This window comes from Streptomyces sp. NPDC043746, assembly GCF_056436485.1.
In genome coordinates this window covers 77590-102538 of the sequence record NZ_JBWKCM010000008.1, presented here as the reverse complement: position 1 = coordinate 102538, position 24949 = coordinate 77590, and the positions used below count along the sequence as shown (strand labels likewise).

General features: G+C 71.6%; 20 protein-coding genes and 3 pseudogenes. 8 read left to right on the top strand and 15 right to left on the bottom strand.

What is annotated here, in order from left to right; translation table 11 throughout:
- Positions 1-10: 10 nt before the first annotated feature.
- Complete coding sequence (gene glgX / locus AC0682_RS11580; protein ID WP_478532446.1) at positions 11-2140, bottom strand: glycogen debranching protein GlgX; 2130 nt, start codon at positions 2138-2140, stop codon at positions 11-13.
- Positions 2141-2547: 407 nt separating this feature from the next.
- Between glgX and AC0682_RS11575 the strand changes: the two genes are divergently transcribed.
- Positions 2548-3783: an SAV2148 family HEPN domain-containing protein gene (locus AC0682_RS11575; protein WP_026238151.1), complete on the top strand. Its 1236-nt coding sequence runs from the start codon at positions 2548-2550 to the stop codon at positions 3781-3783.
- 100 nt (positions 3784-3883) lie between these two features.
- The gene (locus AC0682_RS11570; RefSeq protein ID WP_478532444.1) at positions 3884-4597 is read left to right on the top strand and encodes an exonuclease domain-containing protein; all 714 of its coding nucleotides are present in this window, start codon (positions 3884-3886) and stop codon (positions 4595-4597) included.
- Between the two features lie 22 nt (positions 4598-4619).
- On the opposite strand, the gene AC0682_RS11565 is transcribed toward AC0682_RS11570, so the two are convergent.
- A complete protein-coding gene (locus tag AC0682_RS11565) occupies positions 4620-5486 on the bottom strand; it encodes a phosphotransferase enzyme family protein (RefSeq protein ID WP_478532443.1) in 867 nt (288 codons plus the stop codon).
- A 192-nt stretch (positions 5487-5678) separates the two neighbouring features.
- Here AC0682_RS11565 and mgt point away from each other — a divergent pair.
- From mgt to AC0682_RS11535, 6 genes and pseudogenes are all read left to right on the top strand, one after another.
- Positions 5679-6921: pseudogene (gene mgt / locus AC0682_RS11560) on the top strand (macrolide-inactivating glycosyltransferase).
- 659 nt (positions 6922-7580) lie between these two features.
- Positions 7581-8786, top strand: a complete 1206-nt coding sequence (locus tag AC0682_RS11555) for a S8 family peptidase (protein ID WP_478532441.1) — start codon at positions 7581-7583, stop codon at positions 8784-8786.
- A 136-nt stretch (positions 8787-8922) separates the two neighbouring features.
- Positions 8923-9471, top strand: coding sequence for a DUF1697 domain-containing protein (locus AC0682_RS11550; RefSeq protein WP_478532440.1), 549 nt, complete (start codon positions 8923-8925; stop codon positions 9469-9471).
- Positions 9464-9847: a nuclear transport factor 2 family protein gene (locus tag AC0682_RS11545; RefSeq protein ID WP_478532438.1), complete on the top strand. Its 384-nt coding sequence runs from the start codon at positions 9464-9466 to the stop codon at positions 9845-9847. The genes AC0682_RS11550 and AC0682_RS11545 overlap by 8 nt, the downstream gene beginning before the upstream one ends.
- Before the next feature lie 395 nt (positions 9848-10242).
- Positions 10243-11919: pseudogene (locus AC0682_RS11540) on the top strand (ABC transporter transmembrane domain-containing protein); the annotation flags it as partial.
- 474 nt (positions 11920-12393) lie between these two features.
- The gene (locus AC0682_RS11535; protein ID WP_478532436.1) at positions 12394-13011 is read left to right on the top strand and encodes a mycothiol-dependent nitroreductase Rv2466c family protein; all 618 of its coding nucleotides are present in this window, start codon (positions 12394-12396) and stop codon (positions 13009-13011) included.
- A gap of 22 nt (positions 13012-13033) precedes the next feature.
- Here the strand turns inward: AC0682_RS11535 and AC0682_RS11530 are convergent, their stop codons facing one another.
- The 13 genes and pseudogenes from AC0682_RS11530 to AC0682_RS11470 form a co-directional block, all read right to left on the bottom strand.
- Positions 13034-13786, bottom strand: coding sequence for a sirohydrochlorin chelatase (locus AC0682_RS11530; RefSeq protein ID WP_478532434.1), 753 nt, complete (start codon positions 13784-13786; stop codon positions 13034-13036).
- A gap of 8 nt (positions 13787-13794) precedes the next feature.
- Positions 13795-14721: an ABC transporter permease gene (locus AC0682_RS11525; protein WP_478532432.1), complete on the bottom strand. Its 927-nt coding sequence runs from the start codon at positions 14719-14721 to the stop codon at positions 13795-13797.
- Positions 14708-15499 (bottom strand): ABC transporter ATP-binding protein, encoded by a 792-nt coding sequence (locus tag AC0682_RS11520; protein WP_478532430.1) that lies wholly within the window; start codon positions 15497-15499, stop codon positions 14708-14710. The genes AC0682_RS11525 and AC0682_RS11520 overlap by 14 nt, the downstream gene beginning before the upstream one ends.
- 41 nt (positions 15500-15540) lie before the next feature.
- Positions 15541-16656 (bottom strand): aliphatic sulfonate ABC transporter substrate-binding protein, encoded by a 1116-nt coding sequence (locus AC0682_RS11515; RefSeq protein WP_478532428.1) that lies wholly within the window; start codon positions 16654-16656, stop codon positions 15541-15543.
- Between the two features lie 229 nt (positions 16657-16885).
- Entirely contained in the window at positions 16886-18217 is a 1332-nt protein-coding gene (locus AC0682_RS11510) for a sulfate adenylyltransferase subunit 1 (protein WP_478532426.1), read from the bottom strand.
- Positions 18218-19156, bottom strand: a complete 939-nt coding sequence (cysD, locus tag AC0682_RS11505) for a sulfate adenylyltransferase subunit CysD (RefSeq protein WP_478532424.1) — start codon at positions 19154-19156, stop codon at positions 18218-18220.
- Complete coding sequence (gene cysC, locus AC0682_RS11500) at positions 19153-19698, bottom strand: adenylyl-sulfate kinase (protein WP_010059288.1); 546 nt, start codon at positions 19696-19698, stop codon at positions 19153-19155. Before cysC ends, cysD begins: the two co-directional genes overlap by 4 nt.
- A 23-nt stretch (positions 19699-19721) precedes the next feature.
- Complete coding sequence (locus AC0682_RS11495) at positions 19722-20438, bottom strand: phosphoadenylyl-sulfate reductase (RefSeq protein WP_254811437.1); 717 nt, start codon at positions 20436-20438, stop codon at positions 19722-19724.
- Positions 20435-20614 carry a hypothetical protein gene (locus AC0682_RS11490; RefSeq protein ID WP_254811436.1) on the bottom strand — a complete coding sequence of 60 codons (180 nt, stop codon included), beginning with the start codon at positions 20612-20614 and terminating at the stop codon, positions 20435-20437. The genes AC0682_RS11495 and AC0682_RS11490 overlap by 4 nt, the downstream gene beginning before the upstream one ends.
- On the bottom strand, positions 20611-22308 hold the full coding sequence (locus AC0682_RS11485) for a nitrite/sulfite reductase (RefSeq protein ID WP_478532421.1): 1698 nt from the start codon (positions 22306-22308) through the stop codon (positions 20611-20613). Before AC0682_RS11485 ends, AC0682_RS11490 begins: the two co-directional genes overlap by 4 nt.
- 117 nt (positions 22309-22425) lie before the next feature.
- A pseudogene (locus AC0682_RS11480) lies at positions 22426-22497 on the bottom strand (putative leader peptide); the annotation flags it as partial.
- A gap of 198 nt (positions 22498-22695) precedes the next feature.
- On the bottom strand, positions 22696-23328 hold the full coding sequence (locus AC0682_RS11475) for a GNAT family N-acetyltransferase (RefSeq protein WP_478532419.1): 633 nt from the start codon (positions 23326-23328) through the stop codon (positions 22696-22698).
- A gap of 202 nt (positions 23329-23530) precedes the next feature.
- The gene (locus AC0682_RS11470) at positions 23531-24823 is read right to left on the bottom strand and encodes a helix-turn-helix domain-containing protein (RefSeq protein WP_478532417.1); all 1293 of its coding nucleotides are present in this window, start codon (positions 24821-24823) and stop codon (positions 23531-23533) included.
- Positions 24824-24949 lie beyond the last annotated feature (126 nt).

Below are 24949 nucleotides of genomic sequence, written 5' to 3'. Positions count from 1 at the left end.
GGGCGGGGCTTCAGGCGGGCCGTTTCAGCACGGTCAGGCTGCGGCCGATCATCGTCACCTGTTCGCCCTCGGCCACCTTCGGCCCGGTCCCCGGAGGCACCCCTTCCGCGCGCGCGGTGTCCACGACCACCTGCCACTGCTCCCCGTGGCCTACGGGGACGGCGAAGTCCAGTGTCCCGGCGCTCGCGTTGAACATCAGCAGGAACGAGTCGTCAGAGATCCGCTCCCCGCGCGGCCCCGGCTCGGAGATGGCGTGGCCGTTGAGGAAGACGGTCAGCGCCCTGGCGTGCGCCGCCTGCCAGTCCTGCTGGGTCATCTCCTCGCCCTCGGGGGTGAACCAGGCGATGTCGGACAGCTCGTCGTGGGTGCCCTCCACCGGCCGCCCGTGGAAGAAGCGGCGGCGCCGGAAGACCGGGTGGTCGCGGCGGAGCCAGACCATGGCCCGGGTGAATTCCAGGAGGTTGTGACGGACCTCGTCCTCGGGGGCCTCCGGGTCCGGCCAGTGGATCCAGGACAGTTCGTTGTCCTGGCAGTAGGCGTTGTTGTTGCCCTTCTGCGTACGGGCGAACTCGTCCCCGTGGCTCAGCATCGGCACGCCCTGCGAGAGCATCAGCGTGGCGATGAAGTTCCGCATCTGCCGACCCCGCAGCTCAAGGACCTCCGGGTCGTCGGTCTCGCCCTCCACCCCGCAGTTCCAGGAGCGGTTGTGGCTCTCGCCGTCCCGGTTGCCCTCGCCGTTGGCGTCGTTCCGCTTCTCGTTGTACGAGACCATGTCGTGCAGGGTGAAGCCGTCGTGGCAGGTGGTGAAGTTGATGGAGGCGAGGGGGCGGCGCCCGTCGTCCTGGTAGAGGTCGGAGGAGCCCGTCAGCCGCCCGGCGAACTCCGCCAGGGTGCGCGGCTCGCCCCGCCACAGGTCGCGGACGGTGTCGCGGTACTTGCCGTTCCACTCGGTCCACAGCGGCGGGAAGTTCCCCACCTGGTAGCCGCCCTCGCCCACGTCCCACGGCTCGGCGATCAGCTTCACCTGGCTGACCACCGGGTCCTGCTGGACCAGGTCGAAGAAGGAGGAGAGCCGGTCGACCTCGTGGAACTGGCGGGCCAGCGTCGCCGCCAGGTCGAAGCGGAAGCCGTCCACATGCATCTCGGTCACCCAGTAGCGCAGTGAGTCCATGATCATTTGGAGGACGTGCGGGGACCGCATGAGCAGGGAGTTCCCGGTGCCCGTGGTGTCCATGTAGTACCGCTGGTCGTCGGTCAGCCGGTAGTACGAGGCGTTGTCCAGGCCGCGGAAGGAGAGCGTGGGGCCGAGGTGGTTGCCCTCGGCGGTGTGGTTGTAGACGACGTCGAGGATGACCTCGATACCCGCCTGGTGCAGGGCCTTGACCGCCTGCTTGAACTCCAGCACCTGTTCGCCGCGTTCGCCCCAGGAGGCGTAGGCGTTGTGCGGGGCGAAGAAGCCGATGGTGTTGTAGCCCCAGTAGTTGGCGAGCCCCATGTCGACCAGGCGGTGGTCCTGGACGAACTGGTGGATGGGCATCAGCTCGATCGCGGTGACGCCCAGTTCGGTGAGGTGGGCGATGACCTCCGGGTGGGCGAGCCCCGCGTACGTACCGCGCAGTTCGGGCGGGAGCCCCGGGTGGAGCATGGTGAGGCCCTTGACGTGCGCCTCGTAGATCACCGTCCGGTGGTAGTCCGTACGGGGGCGCCGGTCGTCGCCCCAGTCGAAGTAGGGGTTCACCACCACCGAGGTCATGGTGTGCGGCGCCGAGTCGAGGTCGTTGCGGGCGTCCGGCCGCCCGAACGGATACCCGTAGACCGCCTCGCCCCACTCGATCTGCCCGGCGATCGCACGTGCGTACGGGTCGAGCAGCAGCTTCGCGGAGTTGCACCGCTGCCCGCGCTGGGGCTCGTAGGGCCCGTGCACCCGGAAGCCGTACCGCTGACCGGGCATCACCCCGGGCAGATAGGCGTGGCGCACGAAGGCGTCGGTCTCGCGCAGCTCCACCGCCGTCTCCGAACCGTCGTCGTGCAGCAGGCACAACTCGATCCGGTGGGCGGCCTCGGAGAAGACCGCGAAGTTGGTGCCGGCGCCGTCGTACGTGGCGCCGAGGGGGTAAGCGTGTCCCGGCCAGACCTGCATAGGCAGAACTCTTCCATTTCTGATCCGGGTGTGTCGGCCTTCCTCGGCCTGTTACCCCCTGACGGTTACCCCCGAATACTCCCCGAAAGGGGGGCGCGTACCTAGTACGTCGCGCGGTGCGGCCCAGTCCTGTCGCCCGTCTCCGGCCACACCGGTCAACTTCGGGCACCAGGGTGCCGCCCCGGACGCGATTGCGGACGCGCTCGGTCGGCGGGCGTCCGGAATGCGGCCTTCACCGGGTTCGCCAATCGCTATGAATCAGCTCACTCCACCCGATCTCACCGCAAAGAACAGGCCGCTGAAACAGGGGAGTTGGGAAACCGGCCCGGCCATCGGGCTGCACCGGATCCCGCTCCCGGAGTACCCTTCCTTGATCGTTGGGTGGGGGAGTGGAAGGCGGTAGACGGGTGAGCTCGGGAGGGTTCGAGCTACCCCCAGGTGACGCAGGTCACGAGGGGGAATCGACCGATGCGCCGCCCGGGGCGGTGTCCCTTGCGCAGCCCATGGAGATCGGCGCCGAGCTGGACTGGGGCGCCGAGGCCTGGAGCGAGGTACGCACCCGCGCACAGCGGGCCGGGCGCGCCTATATCTGGCTGAATCTGGTCGAACAGCGGTTGCGTGCGGTGGTCGCCGCGGTACTCCGGCCGATCTACGAGCCGGTGCACGGCGAGGACTGGGTGGTGGCCGCCGCGGGGCCCGCCGGGCAGGAGTGGGTGCAGCGCGCCGTCGCCGTACGCGAGGTCTCACGGCGCAAGGGCTACCTGCTGGACCCGGCCGACGACAACGTCCTCAGCTTCCTCACCCTCCCGCAGCTGCGCGAGCTGATGGTCCAGCACTGGCCGTGCTTCGAGCCGTACTTCGACGACCGGCGGGATGTGGAGCTGGCCCTGGACGAGCTGGAGGTGGCCCGTAACGTCGTCTCCCGCAACCGCGCGCTGAACGAGGCGGTGCTCGCCCAGGCGGAGCGTGCTTCGGCCCGGCTGCTGGACATCCTGGGCAGCGGGGCGGGGGTGGCGTCCGCCGACCGGCTGCCGGTCGACGCGGTGGAGGAGCTGGTGGGGGACCGGTACGCCGACGTGGTCTCCGTCCACCCCGACCGGGTCCGGCTCCAGCGCCAGCTGCCGGCCGAGGACCTGTTCGGCGGCGCGCGCCGACTGGACGCCATCGGCATAGGCCTCAACCTGCTCGTCCAGAACTTCTCCGGCCGCCGGCTGGTCCGGCTGGCGGAGTCGGGGTGCCGGGTCCGGCTGCTCTTCATCAACCCGGCCAGCAGCGCCGTGAAGCGGCGGGAGCGGGAACTGGGCCTCAAGAAGGGCGAGCTGAGCCGCTCGGTGGAGATGAACATCCTCCACATGCGACGGGTCCGCTCCAAGCTCCGCGACCCCGGCGCCTTCGAGATCCAGGTCTTCGACGAGACCCCGCGCTTCACCGCGTACCTGGTGGACGGCGACGGGGCGGACGCGGTGGGCGTCGTCCAGCCCTATCTGCGGCGGGCCCGGGGCATGGAGGCGCCGGTGCTGGTGCTGCGCGGCGGCGGGCGGCGGACGGTGGTGCGGGCGGGACAGGACAGCGAGAGCGGCCTCTTCGAGACCTACCGCGAGGAGTTCGAATCGGTCTGGACGGACTCGCGCCCGGTGTCGTAGGGCACCCGCCACCCGTCCCCGTGGTTGTCAGTGGCGCATGCGAAGGTGGTCATCACTCGGGGGGAGCACCACGGGGGAGCGCCACGAAGGAGGTATCGGGATGAGCTGGCATCAGGGACCGCTGGTCGGCTTCGACCTGGAGACGACGGGGACCGACGTCGAGAGCGACCGGATCGTCACCGCCGCACTGGTCCGGCTGGAGCCTGACGGCACGGTCGCCGAGCAGCGGACCTGGCTGCTGGACCCGGGGGTGGTGATACCCGAGCAGGCCGCCGCGATCCACGGCATCGCCACCGACCACGCCCGCAGGCACGGCGCCCGTGCCGCCTCGGCGGTCGAGGAGATCGCCCACGCGGTCGCCGACGTGCTGCGCTCCGGCGTGCCGCTCGTGGTGATGAACGCGCGCTACGACCTCTCGCTCCTGGACCGCGAATGTGCGAGGTACGGCCTGGCGTCCGTCGACGAACGCATCGGCGGCACCCCCTCGCCCGTCATCGACCCCTTGGTGATCGACAAGCACGTCGACAGGTACCGCAAGGGCAAACGGGCCCTCCAGGCCCTCTGCGAGCACTACGGCGTGACCCTCTCCGACGCCCACGACGCGACGGCCGACGCGGTGGCGGCGGTCCGTGTGGTCCGGCGGATGGGCGAGCGCCACCGCCCGGTCAGCGCCCTGCCCCCCACCGAACTCCACGCCCTCCAGGTCCGCGCCGCCGCCGAACAGTCCGCCTCCCTCCAGGCCTACCTCCGCCGCACGGCCGACCCGGAAGCGGTGGTGGAGCGGGCCTGGCCGGTGATACCCCGGGGGCGGTGACCCCGCCCGGGAGCGGGCGGGGTCAGAACGGATACCACCGCACCTCCGCGTCCCCGTCGCGGAGCGAGGTCACCCGGCGGCGGAACTCCGTGAGCGCCTTCGGGTTGGTCGGGGCGTGCTGGGCGACCCAGGCGCAGCTGGCGGTTTCGCGGGCGCCGCGGAGGACCGTGCAGCCCTCCCACTCCCGGACGTCCCAGCCGTACGCGGTGGTGAAGGCGTCGTAGGCCGCGGCGGGCAGGCCGTAGCGGTCGCGGGAGAGGGCGAGGACGACCAGGTCGTGTTCCCGTAGGTCCGTGGAGAAGGTCTCCAGGTCGACCAGGACCGGGCCCCCGGGGCCGATGTGGATGTTGCGGGGGAGCGCGTCGCCGTGGATCGGGCCCGGAGGCAGGTGCGGGGTCAGGGCCGCGGCCGCGGCCGCGAAGCCGTCGCGGCGGGCCCGGAGGTAGTCGGCGTCGGCCGGGTCGATCGTGTCGCCCGCCAGGGTCAGCCAGCGCTCCACTCCGCCGAGCAGCTCGCGGCGCGGGAGGGTGAAGCCCGCCGGCGCCGACAGCGCGTGCACCCGGGAGAGCAGAGGCGCCAGGTCGCGCGGTTCGGCGGGGCGTACAGGGGCGGGCAGTCGGTGCCACACCGTCACCGGGTGGCCCTCGACCCGGCGCACCCCGGGCTCGGCGGTCCGGACCGCCGGGACGCCCGACGCCGCGAGCCACTCGGCGACCGCCACCTCCCGCTCCGCGCGGGCCGCCAGCTCCGGGTGGCCGGTGGCGTCCCGGCCGACCTTCACCACCAGGCCGTCGGCCGCGAACACCGCGTTCTCGCCCAGCGCCAGCAGCTCCGCCGTACCGGGGAAACTGGCTGCCGACAGCACCTCGCGCGCACGCATCTCGTCCATGGGTGCGATTTTCGCATCCGCGCAGCCGACCTCCACCAACCCGCGGCCCGTCAGTGCGATGACGGAGGCATCAGTGCGGCCAGAACGGGAGGGAATCCACCAAGGTGGTGAAGAGGACGCGTGCGTGACATCCGTCGCGCCAAGGAGCGGTCCGGGCCGGTCCATCCGCGTGACGGGCGAGGCGGCGCGCGGATGAGACTAGACGAGACGTTTCGTCTCGTCTATGGTGAAGCGCATGCCCGAATCACCGCGTGCCCACATCGCCATGTTCTCCATCGCCGCCCACGGACATGTGAACCCGAGCCTCGACGTCATCCGGGAGCTCGTCAGTCGCGGGCACCGCGTCAGTTACGCGATCCCCGCCTCGTTCGCCGCGAACATCGCCGCCACCGGCGCCGAGCCGGTGATCTACACCTCGACCCTGCCGACCGAGGAGGATCCGGACGCCTGGGGCACCGAGCTGATCGACAACCTCGAACCGTTCCTCGACGACGCCGTGCAGGCGCTGCCGCAGCTCGCCGCCGCCTTCGACGGGGACGAACCCGATCTCGTCCTGCACGACATCACCTCCTATCCCGCCCGCGTCCTCGCCCACCGCTGGGGCGTCCCCGCCGTCTCCCTCTGGCCCAACCTCGTGCCCTGGGAGGGGTACGAGAAGGAGGTCGGTGAGCCGATGACCGCCGAGCTGAAGCAGACCGAGCGCGGGAAGGCGTACTACGACCGCTTCGCGGGCTGGCTCACCGAGAACGGCCTGGGGCATCTCTCCATCGACGACTTCGTGGCCCGCCCGCGCCGTGGCCTCGTCCTGATCCCCGAGGCGCTCCAGCCCAACGCGGACCGGGTGGACCGCGGGATGTTCACCTTCGTCGGCGCCTGTCAGGGCGACCGGGCCGACCAGGGGGAGTGGGAGCGGCCGGCCGGGGCCGAGAAGGTGCTCCTGGTCTCGCTCGGATCCTCGTTCACCAAACAGCCCGCCTTCTACCGGGAGTGTGTGGCGGCCTTCGGCGGTCTGCCCGGCTGGCACGTGGTGCTCCAGGTCGGCGCGCATGTCGACCCCGCCGAGCTGGGTGACGTGCCGGCGAATGTGGAAGTGCACGCGTGGGTACCGCAGTTGGCGGTATTGAAGCAGGCCGACGCGTTCATCACCCACGCCGGGGCGGGCGGCAGCCAGGAGGGGCTCGCCACGGGGACGCCGATGGTGGCCGTACCGCAGGCCGTCGACCAGTTCGCCAACGCCGACATGCTCCAGGCGCTCGGTGTGGCCCGGCACGTCCCGATGGAGGAGGCCGACGCGACGACGCTGCGCGAGGCGGTGCTAGCCCTGGCCGCCGACCCGGAGGTGGCCGAGCGGGCGGCGCGGCTGCGTGAGCGGATGGCGAAGGAGGGCGGCACGCCCCGGGCGGCCGACCTCGTCGAAGCCGAACTGCCCCGCTGACGGTTCGACACGGCGGCACGCCGAACCGGCGCAGCGGTCCGCCGCGCCGAACCGGTGCTCCGAACCGGCGCGTCGGTCCGCCGCGTCGCACGGAGCCGATCGCCTCTGCCGCCCCGCTGACCGGATCGACCGGACTGATATCCGGACGTTGTCCGCCCCGGCAGGGGCCACCGCGAAGTGTGGTGGCCCCTGCCGGGGCGTCCGTATGTGCGAAGCGCGTAGTCGTTGCATCTGCACGCATCCCCCGGGGGACTCCACACCTCCGGCAGGGGACTTCACCCCTCTTGCGCACTTCTTCACGCACGTTCACAGGTCTTCACGCATACCCATCTGCGCCCGGCGGTGCCGGTTCCGGGCGAACGCGCAGGCCGTGCGCGGAGGGAGGCTCCCCTCGCACCCGCCCGTGACCTGGTGTTTCCCTGAGTACGCGCTCTCCTGCCGACCCGTCGTTCCGCCCCTGTTGCCGGGGCGACGCCGCTCGCTGCCCGCCGTGCCCCGGCATGGCCGATTCCTTATTACGCAACCTTGTTGAGTAAGTCACAGCTGCAAGGGGGTCTTGATCTGTGCTCGTCAATCGGTCAGGGTTTCGAGTCAACCCCCGGAGAACTTCCGGCCGGAGGTCAATCCCCCCACAGAGATTGACGAGGAGACCCCTCTTCATGGCCAAGCACCAGCGCACCGTCACTCGCCGGACCAAGCTGACCGCCGCGATCACCGCCGTGGCAGCCGCAGCCGGAGTCACCCTGTTCGGAACCTCGTTCGCCGGAGCCTCGCCGGCCCCCATGGGCACGGTCTACGGCGCGGACGCCGAGACCGCCGTCGCCGGCAGCTACATCGTCATGCTGAGCGAGAAGGCGGACAAGTCCAAGCTCGCCGAGGAGTACGGCGGCAAGCTCCAGCGCAACTACTCCTCCAGCATCAACGGCTTCTCCGCCAGCGGCCTTTCGGAGACCGAGGCCAAGCGCCTCGCCGCCGACCCGGCCGTCGCCAAGGTGGTGCAGAATAAGAAGTTCAGCATCAACGCCACCCAGGAGAACCCCCCGTCGTGGGGTCTGGACCGCGTCGACCAGACCGACACCGCGGGCGACAACGCGTACAACTACCCCGACACCGCGGGCGATGGCGTCACCGCGTACGTCATCGACACCGGGGTCCGCGTCACCCACGAGGACTTCGAGGGGCGCGCCGCCTCCGGCTTCGACGCCGTGGACAACGACGACGACGCCGACGACGGCAACGGGCACGGTACCCACGTGGCGGGCACCATCGCCGGGGCCTCGCACGGCGTCGCCAAGAAGGCCAAGATCGTCGCCGTCCGCGTCCTGGACGACAACGGCTCGGGCACCACCGAGCAGGTCATCGCCGGCATCGACTGGGTCGCCGCCAACGCGTCCGGTCCGTCCGTCGCCAACATGAGCCTCGGCGGCGGCGCCGACCCGGCCCTCGACGCGGCCGTCCAGAAGGCCATCGCCGCGGGTGTCACCTTCGGCGTGGCCGCGGGCAACGAGTCCAGCGACGCCGGACGGGTCTCGCCCGCCCGTGTGCCCGAGGCGATCACCGTCGCCTCGTCCACGAAGGCCGACGAGCAGTCGTCCTTCTCCAACTACGGCTCCATCGTGGACATCTACGCCCCGGGCTCGGACATCACGTCGACCTGGAACGACAGCGACACCGGTACCAACACCATCTCCGGCACGTCCATGGCGACCCCGCACGTCGTCGGCGCCGCCGCTGTCTATCTGGCGGGCAACCCGGACGCCTCCCCGGAGGCGGTCGCCACCGCGCTGACCGAGGGAGCCACCCCGGACGCCATCTCCAACGCGACCGAGGGCACGGCGAACAAGCTCCTCAAGATCGTCGAGTAGTACCCCCCCTGCCGGACGGTGGCGCCCCACCGCCACCGTCCGGCCGCACCCCTCGCGTACAGCCGTCGCCGCGCCCTCCCCCCACGGGGCGCGGCGGCTGCGCGTCGGGCGGAGGATCGCTCTAGTGTGAGGGGCCATGACGACGAAGTACGCGGCGCTGCTGCGCGGCATCAACGTGAGCGGCCACAAGCGGGTCCCGATGCCCGAACTGCGCGCCGTCCTCGGTGAACTGGGGCACGCCGACATCGCCACCCACCTCCAGAGCGGCAACGCCGTCTTCAGCAGCGCGACCGAGGACGAGGGCGTCCTCGCCGCCGAGCTGGAGCAGGCCGTCCACGAGCGGTTCGGCTTCCCCGTCGGCTGTGTCGTCCGCAGCGGCACCTACCTCGCCGCCGTCGCCGAGGCCTGTCCCTACCCGGCCGCCGAGCTGGAGGGCAAGCAGCTCCACGTCACCTACTTCGACCGCCCCGTGGACGGTGACCGCTTCGCCGCACTCGACGCGCAGGCCTATCTGCCGGAGTCGTTCCAGCCAGGTGACCGCTGCCTCTACCTGTACGCCCCCGACGGACTCGGCCGCTCCAAGCTGGCCGAGGTGCTGGCGCGCCCCCGCCTGACGCAGGGCCTCACCGCCACCACCCGCAACTGGAACACCGTGGCGAAACTCGTGGAGATGACCCGTGTCTGAGCCGTCGCCCGCCGTCGGCGCGGCCATCGAAGGTGAACTCCGCCTGCTGGACCCGGTGGTACGCGCCTCCGTGGACCTCCTGGCCGCCCTGCTGCACCCGGAGTTCCGGGAGGTCGGCGCCAGCGGTCGGCTCTGGGACCGCGAGACGATCATCGAGGCGCTCACCGCCGAGGACGCCCCGCGCCCCGGCCCGCTCACCGCCTCCCGGATGCAGGGCGTGGAGCTCTGCTCGGACCTGGTGCACCTCACCTTCGACACCGAGTCCAAGGGGCTCCGCTCCCACCGCAGCTCCCTGTGGCGGCTGACCGAAGCGGGGTGGCGCCTCTACTTCCACCAGGCGACCCCGTTCGCCGACGACCCGTTCGCGGAGGCCTGAGCCGCCTCCGGTGCGCGGAGGCCCGGGCTGCTCCCGATGTGCGGGGGACCGGGCCTCCGCCCGAGTGGAGAGGCGCCCCGGGGCTTGTCGTCACACTGCCGCCTGCCGCCTGCCGCCTGCCGCCTGCCGCGCGACATCCGGCACGCGCGCTCTCGGCGTTGCCGAGATGCCCTGGTAGCTCCGCTGCACGACCATTCCGGCGCCTTGCGATCGCCAGCACCGGACGCCGCGCCGTCGCCCTCGGGGCGACGACGGCAGTCTGACGGCAGATCCAAGGGGGCCGGGGGTCCCGGCCTTGGTGAATTCAGGTTAGCCTTACCTTAGTTTGGCTGGAGGTGGGTAGCCGGGAATCGCCCCTTTCTCTCTGTCCGGTACACGCTAGGAGGAGCAGGTGGGTGGGGGCTGACACGTCCGGGCGCGGTGTCATCCGCCGTGCCGTCGCAGGGCAGCGCCGGGACGTCGTCGTCGGTTCGCTGCTGGGCGCCGCCCACCAGACCGGCGAAGCGCTCGTGCCCGTACTCATCGGGCTCATCGTCGACCGGGCCGTGGTCCGGCCCGACGGGGGCGCGCTGGCCCTGTGGCTGGTCGTCCTCGCTGTCGTCTACGCGATGCTCTCGTACGGCTTCCGCGGCGCCCGGGCCGGGGAGCGCGCCGCCGAGCAGGCCGCGCACCGGCTGCGCCTCGACGTCGTACGCCGGGTCCTCGCCCCGCACGGCGGCGCCGAGGCGGGACGGCCGCCCGGGGCCCTGGTCAACGTGGCCACCGAGGACGCCCGGCGGGTCGGAGCCCTCAACATGGCGCTCACCCTCGGCATCGCCGCCGTCGTCGGAGTCGTCGCGGGCGCGGTCCTCCTGCTCCGGGCCTCCGTCCCGCTCGGCCTCCTCGCCCTGGTCGGCGCCCCGGTCCTCATGGCGTTGGGCCACTTCCTCGCCCGCCCGCTGGAACACCGCAGCGAGGCAGAACAGGAGCGCGCCGCCCACGCCTCCGGGGTCGCCGCCGATCCGGTCGCCGGGGTCCGGGTGCTCAAGGGGCTCCGGGCCGAGCGCGCCGCCGTCGTCCGCTACCGGGCGACCAGCCAGGCGTCCCTGGAGGCCAGCGTGCGCGCCGCCCGCGCCGCCACCCTCCAGACCGGCCTGATGCTCACCCTGACCGGCGCCTTCATCGCGCTGGTCGCCCTCGTGGGCGGCCGGCTGGTGCTCAGCGGTTCCATCGGCCTTGGGGCCCTCGTCTCCGCCGTCGGCCTCGCCCTCTTCCTGCCCGGACCGATCGCCGTACTGGCGTGGGTCGGCGCCGAACTCGCCAAGGCCCGCGCGTCCGCCGCCCGGATCGCGGACGTGCTGGCCGCTCCGGGCGGTACGGCGGGCGGCACGGCGGAACCAGCCGTTCCCGGCGCTGCTCCGCGTGGCGCATCCGGCCCGGGCGCCGATACCGCCGGACCGCCCGCCCGCCCTGACGCCCCCGCTGCCGGGACCGACGATCCCGCCTACGCCTCCACTCCCGCCTCCGGTGAACTCCGCCTGCACCGAATCGGGCACGGCGGGCTCGACGGGATCGACCTGACCGTCCGGGCCGGCGAGCATGTCGGCATCGTCGTCACCGACACCGCCGACGCGGACACGCTGCTCCGCTGCCTCGGCCGCCGCTGCGATCCCGACCGGGGGCGCATCGAACTCGACGGCACCCCCCCCTCACCGAACTCGCGCCCGCCGCCCTGCGCTCCACGCTCCTGGTGGCCGAGCACGACGCCCAACTCTTCGACGGCACCCTCCTCGACAACGTCACGGCCGCCTCCCCCGCCGGAGCCGACCCGCACCCGGCCATGGACGCCGCCGCCGTCGACGAGGTCGCCGCCACCCTGCCCGGAGGCACCGCCGGGCGGATCGGGGAGCGCGGCAGCGCCCTCTCCGGCGGCCAGCGCCAGCGCGCCTGGATCGCCATGGCCGTCGCCCAGGGCACTCCGGTCCTCCTGCTGGACGAACCGACGACGTACCTCGACCTCGCCCACCAGATCGACGTCCTCGACCTCGTCGTGGACCTCAACCGCCGGGAGGGGCGCACGATCGTCATGGTCCTGCACGACCTCAACCAGGCCTGCCGGTACGCCGATCACGTCATCGCGATGAAGAAGGGCAGCATCGTCGCGGAGGGTGCCCCCGCCGACGTGATCACCGCCGCAACGGTCGAGGACGTCTTCGGCCTGCGCTGCCAGGTGACCACCGACCCGGTCAGCCGCACCCCGCTGGTGATCCCCGTCGGCCGCCACCACACCCCGGACCCGGACGAGCCGGGCAGGGCACTCGCCTGACGGGCCGCACGTACGCCTCGCCGCCACGGCGCCCCGCCCACCGCCCGGGACCCGGCCGTCTCGGCATATCTGCCCACCGCCATCTCGCGAAGTGATGTCGGTACGGGGCCCGTTGCCCGTCGACCGTGCCTGATCGGCCGTTCGGTCAGCGTCACCCGGGGGCACGGGTGGGCAATGGCCCATCACACCCGATTCCGATTGGCCCGAGGGCCCGTGCCCCTCACTGTCTAGGCTCGCGGTCATGAGCACCCACGACCGTACGACCGTCGACTTCTTCTTCGACCCCGCCTGCCCGTTCGCCTGGATCGCCTCCCGCTGGATGCTGGAGGTGGAGCAGCTGCGCGACGTCGACCTCCGCTTCCGCCCCATGAGTCTGTACCTGCACAACGAGGGCAACGAACTGGCGCCCTGGTACCGCGAGTTGGTCGACAAGTCGATCGGCCCGGTCCGGGTCGCCGTCGCCGCGGCCGCCGCCCACGGCGACGGGGTTCTGCGGGACCTCTACACCGCCTTCGGCACCCGCATCCACCAGCACAAGGAGGAGGACTTCGATGCGGTGATCGCCGCCTCCCTCGCCGAGACGGGGCTCCCCGCCGAGCTGGCGCAGGCCGCGCACTCGACGGCGTACGACGAAGACGTGGCCCGCAGCCACGACGCGGGCAAGGAGCCGGAGCGGGACGCGTACGTCGGCACCCCGACGATGCACGTCGACGGCACGGTCTGGTTCGGCCCGGTCCTGAACGCGATCCCGCGCGGCGAGAAGGCGGCCGAGCTCTTCGACAGCTTCCGGGTGCTCGCCAACCACCAGGGCTTCTTCGAGCTCAAGCGCAGCCGTACGGGCGGGCTGTCCTACGACTGACGCCCACCGGAGTGCGGGGGCCTCACGCCGACAGCGACGCCCCCACCGGCACCCGCGCCTCGTCGTACCGGTCCAGCAGCAGTCGTGCCAACTCCGGGGCCGGGCCCAGGACATCGGCCAGTACGTCCGCCCCGGCGGCTTCCGCGCCCGCCGCTATGCGGTCCGGGAGCCGGCCGGGGGCGATGACGTACGGGGCCACCGCCACCCGGGCGACTCCCTCGGCGCGCAGGGCCCGTACCGCGTCCTCGGTACGGGGAAGGGCAGCGGAGGCGAACGCAGGCCGCACGGCGCACCAACCGGTGTGCCGCAGCTCCCGCGCGATTTCAGCGATCACTGCGATCGCCTCCGGGTCTGTGGTTCCCGCCGAGGCCAGGACGAGCCCGGTCCGGGGGAGGTCGCCGGGACGGACCCCGGCCTCCCGCAGCCGCCGTCCCAGGGCGGCGTCGAGCAGCGGGGACGGGCCGAGCACGTCGGCCTGGCGCATGTGCAGGCGGGGCAGCCGGGCGCGGGCCTCGCGCAGGACCGAGGGGATGTCGGTCTTGGCGTGGAACGCCCGGGTGAGGAGGAGGGGCAGGGCGACGACCTCGTCCGCCCCCTCGGCGGCCAGGCGCTCCAGCACCCGGGGCACGGAAGGCGCGTTGAACTCCAGGAAAGCCGTCTCCACCCGGAGTCCCGGCCGCTCGGCCCGGACCCGCTCGGTGAGCGCGTGCACGGTGGCGGCGTGCCGCGGGTCGCGGCTGCCGTGGGCGATGACGAGGAGGGCCGGGTGGGACATGGTGCGACTCAGTTCTTGACGAGGAGGCCGCGGCTGCGCAGCACCCACCGCTCCAGCGGACTGAAGATCAGCAGGTCGATCGCGATGCCGACGAACAGGATGAGCAGGATCGAGAGGAAGACCCCGGGCATGTCGAAGTTGCTGCGGCCGTTCTCCAGCAACTGCCCGAGTCCCAGCCCCAGTTCAGGGGAGGAGGCGATGATCTCGGCGGCCATCAGCGAGCGCCAGGAGAACGCCCAGCCCTGCTTGAGCCCGGCTAGATAGCCGGGCAGCGCGGCCGGGAGCACGATGTGCCAGGTCCCCCGGACGCCGGTGGCACCCAGCGTACGGCCCGCCCGCAGGAACAGCGGCGGCACCTGGTCCACGCCCGAGACCAGCCCGTTGGCGATCGAGGGCACCGCGCCCAGCAGGATCACCGCGAACATCATGCTGTCGTTCAGCCCGAGCCAGATGACCGCCGGGGCCACCCACGCGACCGACGGCAGGGACTGGAGCCCGGACAGGATCGGCCCGATCGCCGCCCGGACCAGCTTCACCCGGGCGACCAGCAGCCCCAGTGGCGTACCGATGGCCACCGCCAGGAGGAAGCCGAGCAGACCGCGCGAGACGCTGGTCCAGACGACCTCCAGGAGTGTGCCCTTGAGCCACATCTCCCGGGCGCTGTCCCAGACCGCGGAGGGCGGCGGCAGCTTGTAGACCTCGGTGACCTCGGCCCGGACCAGCAGCTCCCAGACGATCAGCACCAGTGCCACCGCCACGAGGGGCGGCAGGACCTTGGCCTTGAGGACCTCGCGGACCGGGGTGCGGCGGATCTGCACGGCGTCCAGGGCGTCGAGACCGGCCTCCAGGCCGGCGATGTCGTCGGGTTTGGCGCCGGCGGGGGAGCCCGGTCCGCCCGGCCGCTTCCGGTCGGACGTGATGTCAGTGCTGGCCATGTCGGCGGATCTCCCCACGCAGTTCTTCGGTGATCTCGACGGACAGCTCCGCCACGGCGGTGTCCTCGATGCGGCGCGGCTGCTCGATGTCGACCGTCCACTCCCGGGCGATCCGGCCCGGCCGGGACGAGAGCAGCACGACGCGCTGCGCGAGCCGCACGGCCTCGCGCACGTTGTGCGTGACGAAGAGGACCGAGGTGCTCGTCTCGCGCCAGATCCGGGTCAGCTCGTCGTGCAGCACATCACGGGTGATGGCGTCCAGGGCCGCGAACGGCTCGTCCATCAGGAGCAGTTGGCTGTCCTGGGCGAGCGCGCGGGCCATCGCCACCCGTTGCCGCATACCGCCGGAGAGTTCGTGCACCCGCTTGCCGTAAGCGCCGCCGAGCCGGACGAGTTCGAGCAGCCGCTCGGCCTCGGTGCGCCGCCCCGACTTCGGCACCCCGCGCAGCCGCAGGGCCAGTTCGATGTTCTTGCCCGCGGTGAGCCACGGGAAGAGGGCGTGCTCCTGGAACATCAGTGCCGGACGCCCGCCGGGGGTCTCGATGGTTCCCGCGGACGGGCGGTCGAGCCCGGCCACCAGATTGAGCAGCGTCGACTTACCGCACCCGGAGGCTCCCAGGAGGGTGACGAACTCACCCGGAGCGACAGCGAGCGAGATGTCGTCCAGCACGAGCTGCCGCCCCGTGGGTCCGGCGAAGGACTTCGAGACGTGCGAGAGACGGGCGGCGTGCTCGACCGTCGTACGGTCCTCGGCCTTGGTGAGGGTGGTGGTCGCCATGGTCGTCACCTCCTGGGAATCCTGGGTCCGGTACGGGTGGGTTACTTGACGCCGAGACCGGCGTCGGCGACCTCGGGCCGGCCGTCGGCCTTGAGGATCTGGTTCAGCGGACCCAGGTCGTAGATGCCCTTGAGGTCCGCGTCCTTCAGCAGACCGGCCCTGACCGAGAACTCCGCCTGCGCCTTGAGAGTGGTGGCCAGCGGGTCGTCGGTGGTCTCGATGGACTCCCACGCCGGGTCGAGGATCTCCTTGGGCAGCGGCTTGCCGCTCAGCTTCTCCAGCGCCCTGTTGGCGGAGGCCTTGGCCTCCGCCGGGTTCTCCTTGATCCATTTGTTGGTGGCGACCGAACCCCTGATCACGGCCTCGACGACATCGGGGTGCTGGTCCAGGAACTTCTGCGACACGATGATGTGCGTGATCACGAACTTCCTGTCCGGCCACAGGTCCTTCTCGTCGAGCAGCACCTTGGCGCCCTCGGAGACCAGCTTGGACGCGGTCGGCTCGGGAACCCACGCTCCGTCCAGCGAACCGGACGTGTAGGCGCCGGGCGTCACCTTGTTGTCCGAGCGGACGACGGAGAGGTCGCCCTTGCCGCTCTGCGGGTCGACCTTCCACCCCTTCTCGGAGATCCAGTTGAGGAAGGCCACGTCCTGGGTGTTGCCGATCTGCGGGGTCGCGATCCGCTTGCCCTTGAGGTCGTCCAACGTCTTGATCTTCTTCGGGTCGACGACCAGCTTCACGCCGCCGGAGGCCGAACCCGCCACGATCCGCAGTCCTTTGCCCTGGGACTTGACGTAGGCGTTGATGGCGGGGGAGGGGCCGATGAAGCCGATGTCGATCGACCCGGCGTTGAGCGCCTCGATCTCGGACGGACCCGCGTTGAAGGTGGTGGACTCGACCTTGGTGCCGCCCAGTTCCTTCTGGATGGTGCCTTCCTGGATACCGACCAGGGCGGTGGCGTGCGTCAGGTTGGGGAAGTAGCCGATCTTCACGGTGTCGGCGGAGAGCTTCTTCCCGCCGTCGGGGACATTCGCTCTCCCTGCGCCGTCGTCGACCCTCTGGGAACCGTAGCCACAGGCGGTGGCGGCCAGCGCGAGAAGCGACAGGGCCGCGACGGCGGCCGTGGAGCGGCGAACGGTGGAACGGGGGGCAGGCACGGGGGCTGTCCTCTCGTCGGCCCGGTGCTCGCGTCCCGCTGCTGGTCAGGGGGGCGCGGCCGGGAGGTCGGCAGGTCTTCGGCGGTACGGGTGCTGCGGGTTCAGGGCGCGCGAGCGGTACGCGTACGTCATCACGCACATCGCCCCACGCCTCCCTCGCCGCTTCCGAGTGCGCCGCTGCCCACCCGGCCGCCCTCCTTCGCGAAGGTGGAGAAGAAGTCGTCGCCCATCAGAAGTCCCATGCGGCGTCGTCGGCGGCCACGACCGGCTCGGCGGCCGCGGCGAACGCGGTGCCCGCCATGCCGGCGCTGAGCGTCGTCCCGTCGGCCGGGTCGATCAGCAGGAACGAACCGGTGCGCCGGGAGTCGGCGTACGTGTCGAGCGCGAGGGGTTCGGCGGTCCGCACGACGACCCGTCCGATGTCGTTGGCGACCAGCTGACCGGGGGCCGGGTGCTGGGAGAGGTCGTCCAGGGTCAGCCGGGAGGGGATGTCCTTGACGATCGCCTTGACCGTGCGGGTGGTGTGCTTGAGCAGCACCCGCTGGCCCACCGAGAGCGGCTGGTCGGCCACATGGCAGACGGTCGCCTCGACGTCCTTGGTCACCGGCGGCATGTCGGTGGCCGGGGCGATGAGGTCGCCGCGCGAGATGTCGATGTCGTCGGCCAGCCGGAGCGTCACCGACTGCGGTGCCCAGGCGATGTCGACGCTCTCGCCGAGCGCGTCGATGCCGGTGATCGTGGTCGTACGCCCCGAGGGGAGTACGGAGACGGCCTCGCCGACCCGGAAGACCCCGGCTGCGATCTGGCCGGCGTATCCGCGGTAGTCGGGGTGCTCGGCGGTCTGGGGGCGGATGACGTACTGGACGGGGAAGCGTGCGTGGCAGGCGGTGAGGTCGTGGCTGACCGGGACGGTCTCCAGGTGTTCCAGGACGGTCGGCCCGCCGTACCAGTCCATGTGCGCGGAGGGCTCCACCACGTTGTCCCCGGCCAGCGCCGAGATGGGGATCGCGGTGATCTCCGGGACGCCGAGCGAGGCGGCGTACGCGGTGAACTCCTCTGCAATGGAGGCGAACACGGGCTCCGCGTAGTCGACCAGGTCCATCTTGTTGACAGCCAGCACCACGTGCGGGACGCGGAGCAGGGCGGCGACGGCGGCGTGGCGGCGGGTCTGCTCGACGACCCCGTTGCGGGCGTCGACCAGGACCACGGCCAGCTCGGCGGTGGAGGCGCCGGTGACCATGTTCCGGGTGTACTGCACATGCCCGGGGGTGTCGGCGAGGATGAACCGGCGGCGGGCGGTGGCGAAGTAGCGGTAGGCGACATCGATGGTGATGCCCTGCTCGCGCTCGGCCCGCAGCCCGTCGGTGAGAAGCGCCAGGTCCGGGGCCTCCTGGCCGCGGCTCAGCGAAGCCTGCTCGACGGCTTCCAGCTGGTCGGTGAGGACCGACTTGGAGTCGTGCAGCAGACGGCCCACGAGGGTGGACTTGCCGTCGTCGACGGACCCGGCGGTGGCGAAGCGCAGCAGGGTGGTGGCGCTCGACTGCTCGGCTGTGGTGGTCATTTAGAAGTACCCCTCGCGCTTGCGGTCTTCCATCGCGGCCTCGGACATCTTGTCGTCGGCGCGGGTCGCTCCCCGCTCGGTGAGCCGGGAGGCGGCGATCTCGGTGATCACGGCGTGCAGCGTGGTGGCGTCGGAGTCGACGGCCCCGGTGCAGGACATGTCCCCGACCGTGCGGTAGCGCACCATCCGGGTCTGGACGGGCTCGTGCTCCTTGGGACCGCCCCAGCCGCCGGCCGTGAGCCACATGCCGTTGCGGGAGAAGACCTCGCGCTCGTGGGCGAAGTAGATCTGCGGCAGTTCGATCCCCTCGCGCTCGATGTACTGCCAGACGTCCAGCTCGGTCCAGTTGGAGATCGGGAAGACCCGCACGTGCTCGCCCGGAGCGTGCCGCCCGTTGTAGAGCTGCCACAGTTCGGGGCGCTGGCGGCGCGGGTCCCACTGGGAGAACTCGTCCCGCAGCGAGAACACCCGCTCCTTGGCCCGGGCCTTCTCCTCGTCGCGCCGCCCGCCGCCGAACACCGCGTCGAAGCGGTGCTGCTGGATCGCCTCGGTGAGCGGCACGGTCTGGAGCGGGTTGCGGGTGCCGTCGGGGCGCTCGCGGAGCTTCCCGGCGTCGATGTACTCCTGCACCGAGGCGACATGGAGCCGCAGCCCGTGCTTCTTCACCGTACGGTCGCGGTACTCCAGGACCTCGGGGAAGTTGTGCCCGGTGTCCACGTGCAGCAGCGAGAACGGCACCGGCGCGGGCGCGAACGCCTTGAGCGCCAGGTGCAGCATCACGATGGAGTCCTTGCCGCCGGAGAACAGGATCACCGGCCGCTCGAACTCCCCCGCCACCTCACGCAGGATGTGGACCGCCTCCGACTCCAGGGAGTCCAGATGGCTGAGCGCGTACGGGTTCGCGGTGTCCTCGGACACGGTGGTGGTGACGGCACTCACGCCAGGCCCCTCTCGGTGAGCAGCGCGTGGAGCGCCGCCGCTGACTCCTGCACGGTCTGCTGGTGCGACTCGATCCGCAGGTCGGGCGATTCCGGTGCCTCGTAGGGGTCGTCGACCCCGGTGAGACCACTGATCTCGCCCGCCGCCTGCTTGGCGTACAGCCCCTTCACATCGCGTACGGAGCACACCTCGACGGGCGTCGCGACATGCACCTCCAGATAGGTGGTGGACTCGGCGGCGTGCCGCTTGCGGACGGCCTCGCGGCTGTCGGCGAACGGGGCGATGACGGGGACGAGCACCTTCACGCCGTTGGCGGCGAGGAGTTCGGCGACGAAGCCGATCCGGGCCACGTTGGTGTGCCGGTCCTCACGGGAGAAGCCGAGCCCCGCGGAGAGGAACTCCCGGATCTCGTCGCCGTCGAGCACCTCCACCTTGTGGCCCTCGGTGCGCAGCCGGCCGGCCAGCTCGTACGCGATGGTGGTCTTGCCCGCGCTCGGCAGACCGGTCAGCCAGATGGTGGCTCCCGTCTCCGTCACGCTCATCGAACTCTCCTGATCAGTCGTCATCACCCGTGCAGCCCGCATTCGGTCTTGCCCCGTCCGGCCCAGCGGCCGGCCCGTGCGTCCTCGCCCTCCAGCACCCGGCGGGTGCAGGGCGCGCAGCCGACGGAGGCGTAACCGTCCATCAGCAGCGGGTTGGTGAGCACCCCGTGCTCCAGAACGTAGGCGTCCACGTCGTCCTGGGTCCAGGGGGCGATGGGGGAGACCTTCACCTTGCGGCGCTTGGCATCCCAGCCCACCACCGGGGTGTTCGCCCGGGTGGGGGACTCGTCGCGGCGCAACCCGGTCGCCCATGCCGCGTACGCGGTCAGGCCGTCCTCCAACGGCTTGACCTTGCGCAGCGCGCAGCACAGGTCGGGGTCGCGGTCGTGCAGCTTCTCGCCGTGCTCCGCGTCCTGCTCGGCCACCGTCTGCCGGGGCGTGATCGTGATGACGTTGACGTCCATCACCGCGTCCACAGCGTCCCGGGTCCCGATGGTCTCCGGGAAGTGGTAGCCGGTGTCCAGGAAGACCACGTCCACGCCGGGCATCACCCGCGAGGCCAGATGCGCGACCACGGCGTCCTCCATGGAGGAGGTGACGCAGAAGCGCGGGCCGAAGGTGTCGGCGGCCCACTTCAGGATCTCGGTCGCGGAGGCGTCCTCCAGCTCCCGGCCCGCCCGCTCGGCCAGCTCCCGAAGTTCCCGGTCCGTCAGCTCCCCGCTCAGCAGAGCATCCGTCATATCCGTTCCCCTTCACCGTCGTTGCGCTGAACCCCCCGGGCCAGCAGCCCCAGGAACTTCAGCTGGAACGCACGGTTGCAGGAGGCACATTCCCAGGCCCCGTGGCCGCTCTCGTTGGGGCGCAGGTCCTCGTCACCGCAGTACGGGCAGTGGAACGGGGCGGCTCGCTCGCTCATGACAGCGACTCCGCACTGGCGCGCGCCGCCCAGGTGGCGAAGCGCTCGCCCTCCTCGCGCTCCTCCTGGAACTTGCCGAGCACCCGCTCGACGTAGTCCGGCAGCTCGGCCGAGGTGACCTTCAGGCCGCGGACCTTGCGGCCGAACCCGGCGTCCAGGCCGAGCGCCCCGCCCAGGTGCACCTGGTAGCCCTCGACCTGGTTGCCCTCCCTGTCCAGCATCAGCTGGCCCTTGAGGCCGATGTCCGCGACCTGGATCCGGGCACAGGCGTTCGGGCAGCCGTTGATGTTGATGGTGATCGGCTCGTCGAACTCCGGGATGCGGCGCTCCAGTTCATCGATGAGGGAGGCGCCGCGCGCCTTCGTCTCGACGATCGCCAGCTTGCAGAACTCGATGCCGGTGCAGGCCATCGTGCCGCGCCGGAACGGGGAGGGCGTGACCTTGAGGTCGAGCGCCTCCAGCGCGGAGACCAGGGAGTCCACCTGGTCCTCGGCGACGTCCAGCACGATCATCTTCTGCTCGGCGGTGGTCCGTACCCGGCCGGAGCCGTGCTCCTCGGCCACCTCCGCGATCTTGGTGAGCGTGGTGCCGTCGACCCGGCCCACCCGTGCGGCGAAGCCGACGTAGAAGCGGCCGTCCTTCTGCCGGTGCACGCCCAGGTGGTCGCGCCAGGTCTGGGCGGGCTGCTCGGGCGCCGGGCCGTCGACCAGCTTGCGCTGGAGGTACTCGTCCTCCAGGACCTGGCGGAACTTCTCCGCGCCCCAGTCCGCGACCAGGAACTTCAGCCGGGCGCGGGTCCGCAGCCGCCGGTAGCCGTAGTCGCGGAAGATCCCGATGACCCCGCCGTAGACGTCGGGCACCTCCTCCAGCGGCACCCAGGCGCCGAGCCGCACTCCGAGCTTGGGGTTGGTGGAGAGGCCGCCGCCGACCCAGAGGTCGAAGCCGGGGCCGTGCTCGGGGTGGTTCACCCCGACGAAGGCGATGTCGTTGATCTCGTGCGCCACGTCCAGGTGCGGGGAGCCGGAGACCGCCGACTTGAACTTGCGGGGCAGGTTGGAGAAGTCGGGGTTGCCGATGAACCGGCGCTGGATCTCCTCGATGGCGGGGGTGCCGTCGATGATCTCGTTCTCCGCGATGCCCGCGACCGGCGAACCGAGGATCACGCGGGGCGTGTCACCGCAGGCCTCGGTGGTGGAGAGGCCGACCTCCTCCAGCCGCCGCCAGATCTCCGGCACGTCCTCGATCCGGATCCAGTGGTACTGCACGTTCTGCCGGTCGGTGAGGTCGGCGGTGCCGCGCGCGAACTCCTGGGAGATCTCCCCGATCACCCGCAGCTGCCGCGTGGTCAGCCGGCCGCCGTCGATGCGCACGCGGAGCATGAAGTACTTGTCGTCCAGCTCCTCCGGCTCCAGGACGGCTGTCTTGCCGCCGTCGATACCGGGCTTGCGCTGGGTGTAGAGCCCCCACCAGCGCATGCGTCCGCGCAGGTCGTTGGGGTCGATGGAGTCGAAGCCGCGCTTGGAGTAGATCGTCTCAATACGCGTCCGCACGTTGAGACCGTCGTCGTCCTTCTTGAACTGCTCGTTCCCGTTGAGCGGGGTGTGGTGGCCCACGGCCCACTGTCCCTCGCCACGGTGGCGTCCGGCCTTGCGGCGGGGCGTGGTGGTCGCAGGCTGTTCCGGGGTAGCGGCCATGACAGGTACGTCCTTCGGGACTGCAGGAGGGCGGCTCTGAGCAGCGCACTCGCGCGAAGGCGCGGCGGTGCGCGGGGCGGTCTCAGAGGTAAGAGGAGTGCGGCGGCGCTGGGACTCTCAGCCCGCCGGACAGATGGCGCTGGACATGCGGCAGAGGTCGACGTGGCGTCGACTCACCAAGGCAATTCCAGTTCCAGACATGACGGAAGCGTGTCACGCGGATCTCGGGCCAGTCCACCACTGTCCATGATGTGGACGAGATGGTCTCGAAGAGCGAGACGATGTGGTGTCAGTCACAGCTCGTGCCGACGGCAATGGGGACAAATCGCCCCTGTGCGGGGCCGCCGCCGGCCCCGTGACGGCCCGGCAGCGGCTTTCGCGGCGGGCTCAGGCGCCGTACGCTCCCGGCCACGGTCCGGGGGTCGCCACATCCGGCTCCACCTCGGTCTTCGTGGCGAAGAGCCGGAAGCCCCGGCGCAGGTAGTTGTCCATCGCGTACGGGCCGTCCTTGGAGCAGGTGTGCAGCCAGACCCGCTTCGTCGCCGGCCGGTCCGGCCACCGCTCCGCGAGGTCCCAGGCCCGCGCCACCCCGTACGAGAGCAGATGACCGCCGATCCGCCGTCCACGGAAGGCCGGGATCAGCCCGAAGTACAGGATCTCGACCGCACCGTCGTCCTGCGGGTCCAGCTGGACGTACCCGGCCGGCGTCCCGCTCGCGTACGCCACCCAGGTCTCGGCCCCGGGCCGCTCCAGCTCCTCGCGCCACTGTGCGTACGTCATCCCGAGCCGGTCGGTCCACCGGATGTCGCCGCCCACGGCGGTGTAGAGGAAGCGGTTGAACTCGGGCAGCGGCACCTCGGACCGTACGATCCGCAGATCACCCTCCGGCACGGCGGCGGGCCGCAGATCGGCGGGCGAGGTCTGCTCCAGCGACCAGACGGTGACCTCGGTGGTGGCCCGGCCGGTGGCCTCGGTGGTCGTCCCGGTGTCGGATGCGGGGGGCTGCGCTGCGTTGCTCATACCGGTCAGACAACCATGCCGCTGCCGCCGCGAGCACAGCACCCCCGCCCACCGCCCCCGTCGGGACAGAGCCCCCCGGTCGGGGCGGAGCCCCCCGTCGGGACGGAGCCCCCGCCCACCGACCGCCGTCGACCCGGAGCCCGCAGTCGGCCCGGAGCGTGCAGTCGGGCCAAGGAGCCCCGCGCGAGCAGGTATGCCCCGGTCACCCCGGTGCGGCGCCCTGCCGCGCCCCCGTCACCACCGGCGCCTTCGAGCGCGGCAGCAGGTCGGCCGGGTGCTCCGGGTGCACCACCTCCACCTCCACCCCGTCCCCGAAGCGGTAGGGGCGGTGGGCCAGCACCTCCGCCAGATGGCGCCGGAGCCGGGAGACCTCGGCCCGTACGGTCACCGTCCGCGTCCGGTCCCCGAAGATGTCCTGCGCCAGCTCGGAGGCCGTACGCCCCTCCCGGTGCACCGCCAGCGCGAACAGCAGCTCCGCGTGGCGCGGCGAGAGCCGCTGCGTCGAGGTCCCCAGCGGCCCCACCAGATGCACGGCCAGCGCCCGAGGCCGGCTCAGGTCCAGTACCACCCGGCGCGGCGCCCCCTCCGCCGCCCCGTCCGTCACCTGCACCAGCCAGCCCCCCGGCAGCGGCTCCACCCGGCACATGCCGAGCGAGGGCAGCCACACCCGGCCCGGCCGCAGCGACTTCGGCAGCGGCAGCCGGTCCACCGGCGGCATCCCCGTCACCGCCGCCAGCCACCCGTGCGAGTCAACCGCCAGCGCCCTGCCCCCCAGTCGGCACAGGATCGGCGCCGCCACCGCCCGCAGCCGCTCGATCGCCCCCAGGTGCCGGGTGCGGATCTCGGCCTCCGCGAGCCGCGCCACCGAGTCCACCAGGGCGAGGGTCGCCGGGTGGAAGGTGGTGGCCGGACCGCTGATGTCGACGATCCCCACCAGCCGCCCGTCGCGCGGATCACGGACCGGGGCCGCCGCACACGTCCAGTTGTGCAGGGCCCGGATGAAGTGCTCGGCCGAGTGGACCTGGATCGGCGCGCGGGCGGCCAGCGCCGTACCGATCGCGTTCGTCCCCGTCGCCGCCTCCGCCCAGGCCGCCCCCTCCTCCAGGCAGATGTCATGGGCCCGGTGCATCACCGCACTGTTGCCCTGGCGCCACAGCACCCGGCCCTCCGCGTCGGTCACCACCATGATCTGCTGCGCGGCGTCCGCGATGGAGGCGAGTCCTGCCCGCAGCACCGGCATCACCTCACCGAGCGCCGTGCTGTGCCGCCGGTGCTCGATCTCCTCCGCCCGCAGCAGCTCGCTCTCCGGCGACTGCTCGGGGTCGATGCCGCTGCGCACCACCCGGTTCCAGGAGGCGTCGATCTCCGCCCGTGGCGCGACGGCGGTACGCTCGCCCGCCAGCCGGGCTTCCCTGGCCCGGTGGAGCAGCCGGGTCGCGCGGTCCGCCTCCTGGCCGACCACCCGCACCACCCCGGCAGAACCCGTATGACTCATGGCCCCCACCTGTTTCCCCCCGCGGCACTCCACACTCTCCGGCCCCATCCTGCCGCTGCCCGGACGGAACCGCTGCGCAGTCCACACAATGGTTGCAACCCTTTGCAACTCTGGCGATGCCCCACC

Coding starts and splice junctions, on each gene's coding strand:
- AC0682_RS11495 (WP_254811437.1), bottom strand. CDS start 20,438: ATGACGGATGCTCTGCTGAGCGGGGAGCTGACGGACCGGGAACTTCGG.
- AC0682_RS11525 (WP_478532432.1), bottom strand. CDS start 14,721: ATGGCCAGCACTGACATCACGTCCGACCGGAAGCGGCCGGGCGGACCG.
- AC0682_RS11520 (WP_478532430.1), bottom strand. CDS start 15,499: ATGGCGACCACCACCCTCACCAAGGCCGAGGACCGTACGACGGTCGAG.
- AC0682_RS11565 (WP_478532443.1), bottom strand. CDS start 5,486: ATGGACGAGATGCGTGCGCGCGAGGTGCTGTCGGCAGCCAGTTTCCCC.
- glgX (WP_478532446.1), bottom strand. CDS start 2,140: ATGCAGGTCTGGCCGGGACACGCTTACCCCCTCGGCGCCACGTACGAC.
- AC0682_RS11475 (WP_478532419.1), bottom strand. CDS start 23,328: ATGAGCAACGCAGCGCAGCCCCCCGCATCCGACACCGGGACGACCACC.
- AC0682_RS11510 (WP_478532426.1), bottom strand. CDS start 18,217: ATGACCACCACAGCCGAGCAGTCGAGCGCCACCACCCTGCTGCGCTTC.
- AC0682_RS11530 (WP_478532434.1), bottom strand. CDS start 13,786: ATGTCCCACCCGGCCCTCCTCGTCATCGCCCACGGCAGCCGCGACCCG.
- AC0682_RS11570 (WP_478532444.1), top strand. CDS start 3,884: ATGAGCTGGCATCAGGGACCGCTGGTCGGCTTCGACCTGGAGACGACG.
- AC0682_RS11535 (WP_478532436.1), top strand. CDS start 12,394: ATGAGCACCCACGACCGTACGACCGTCGACTTCTTCTTCGACCCCGCC.
- AC0682_RS11470 (WP_478532417.1), bottom strand. CDS start 24,823: ATGAGTCATACGGGTTCTGCCGGGGTGGTGCGGGTGGTCGGCCAGGAG.
- AC0682_RS11485 (WP_478532421.1), bottom strand. CDS start 22,308: ATGGCCGCTACCCCGGAACAGCCTGCGACCACCACGCCCCGCCGCAAG.
- cysC (WP_010059288.1), bottom strand. CDS start 19,698: ATGAGCGTGACGGAGACGGGAGCCACCATCTGGCTGACCGGTCTGCCG.
- AC0682_RS11555 (WP_478532441.1), top strand. CDS start 7,581: ATGGCCAAGCACCAGCGCACCGTCACTCGCCGGACCAAGCTGACCGCC.
- AC0682_RS11550 (WP_478532440.1), top strand. CDS start 8,923: ATGACGACGAAGTACGCGGCGCTGCTGCGCGGCATCAACGTGAGCGGC.
- AC0682_RS11490 (WP_254811436.1), bottom strand. CDS start 20,614: ATGAGCGAGCGAGCCGCCCCGTTCCACTGCCCGTACTGCGGTGACGAG.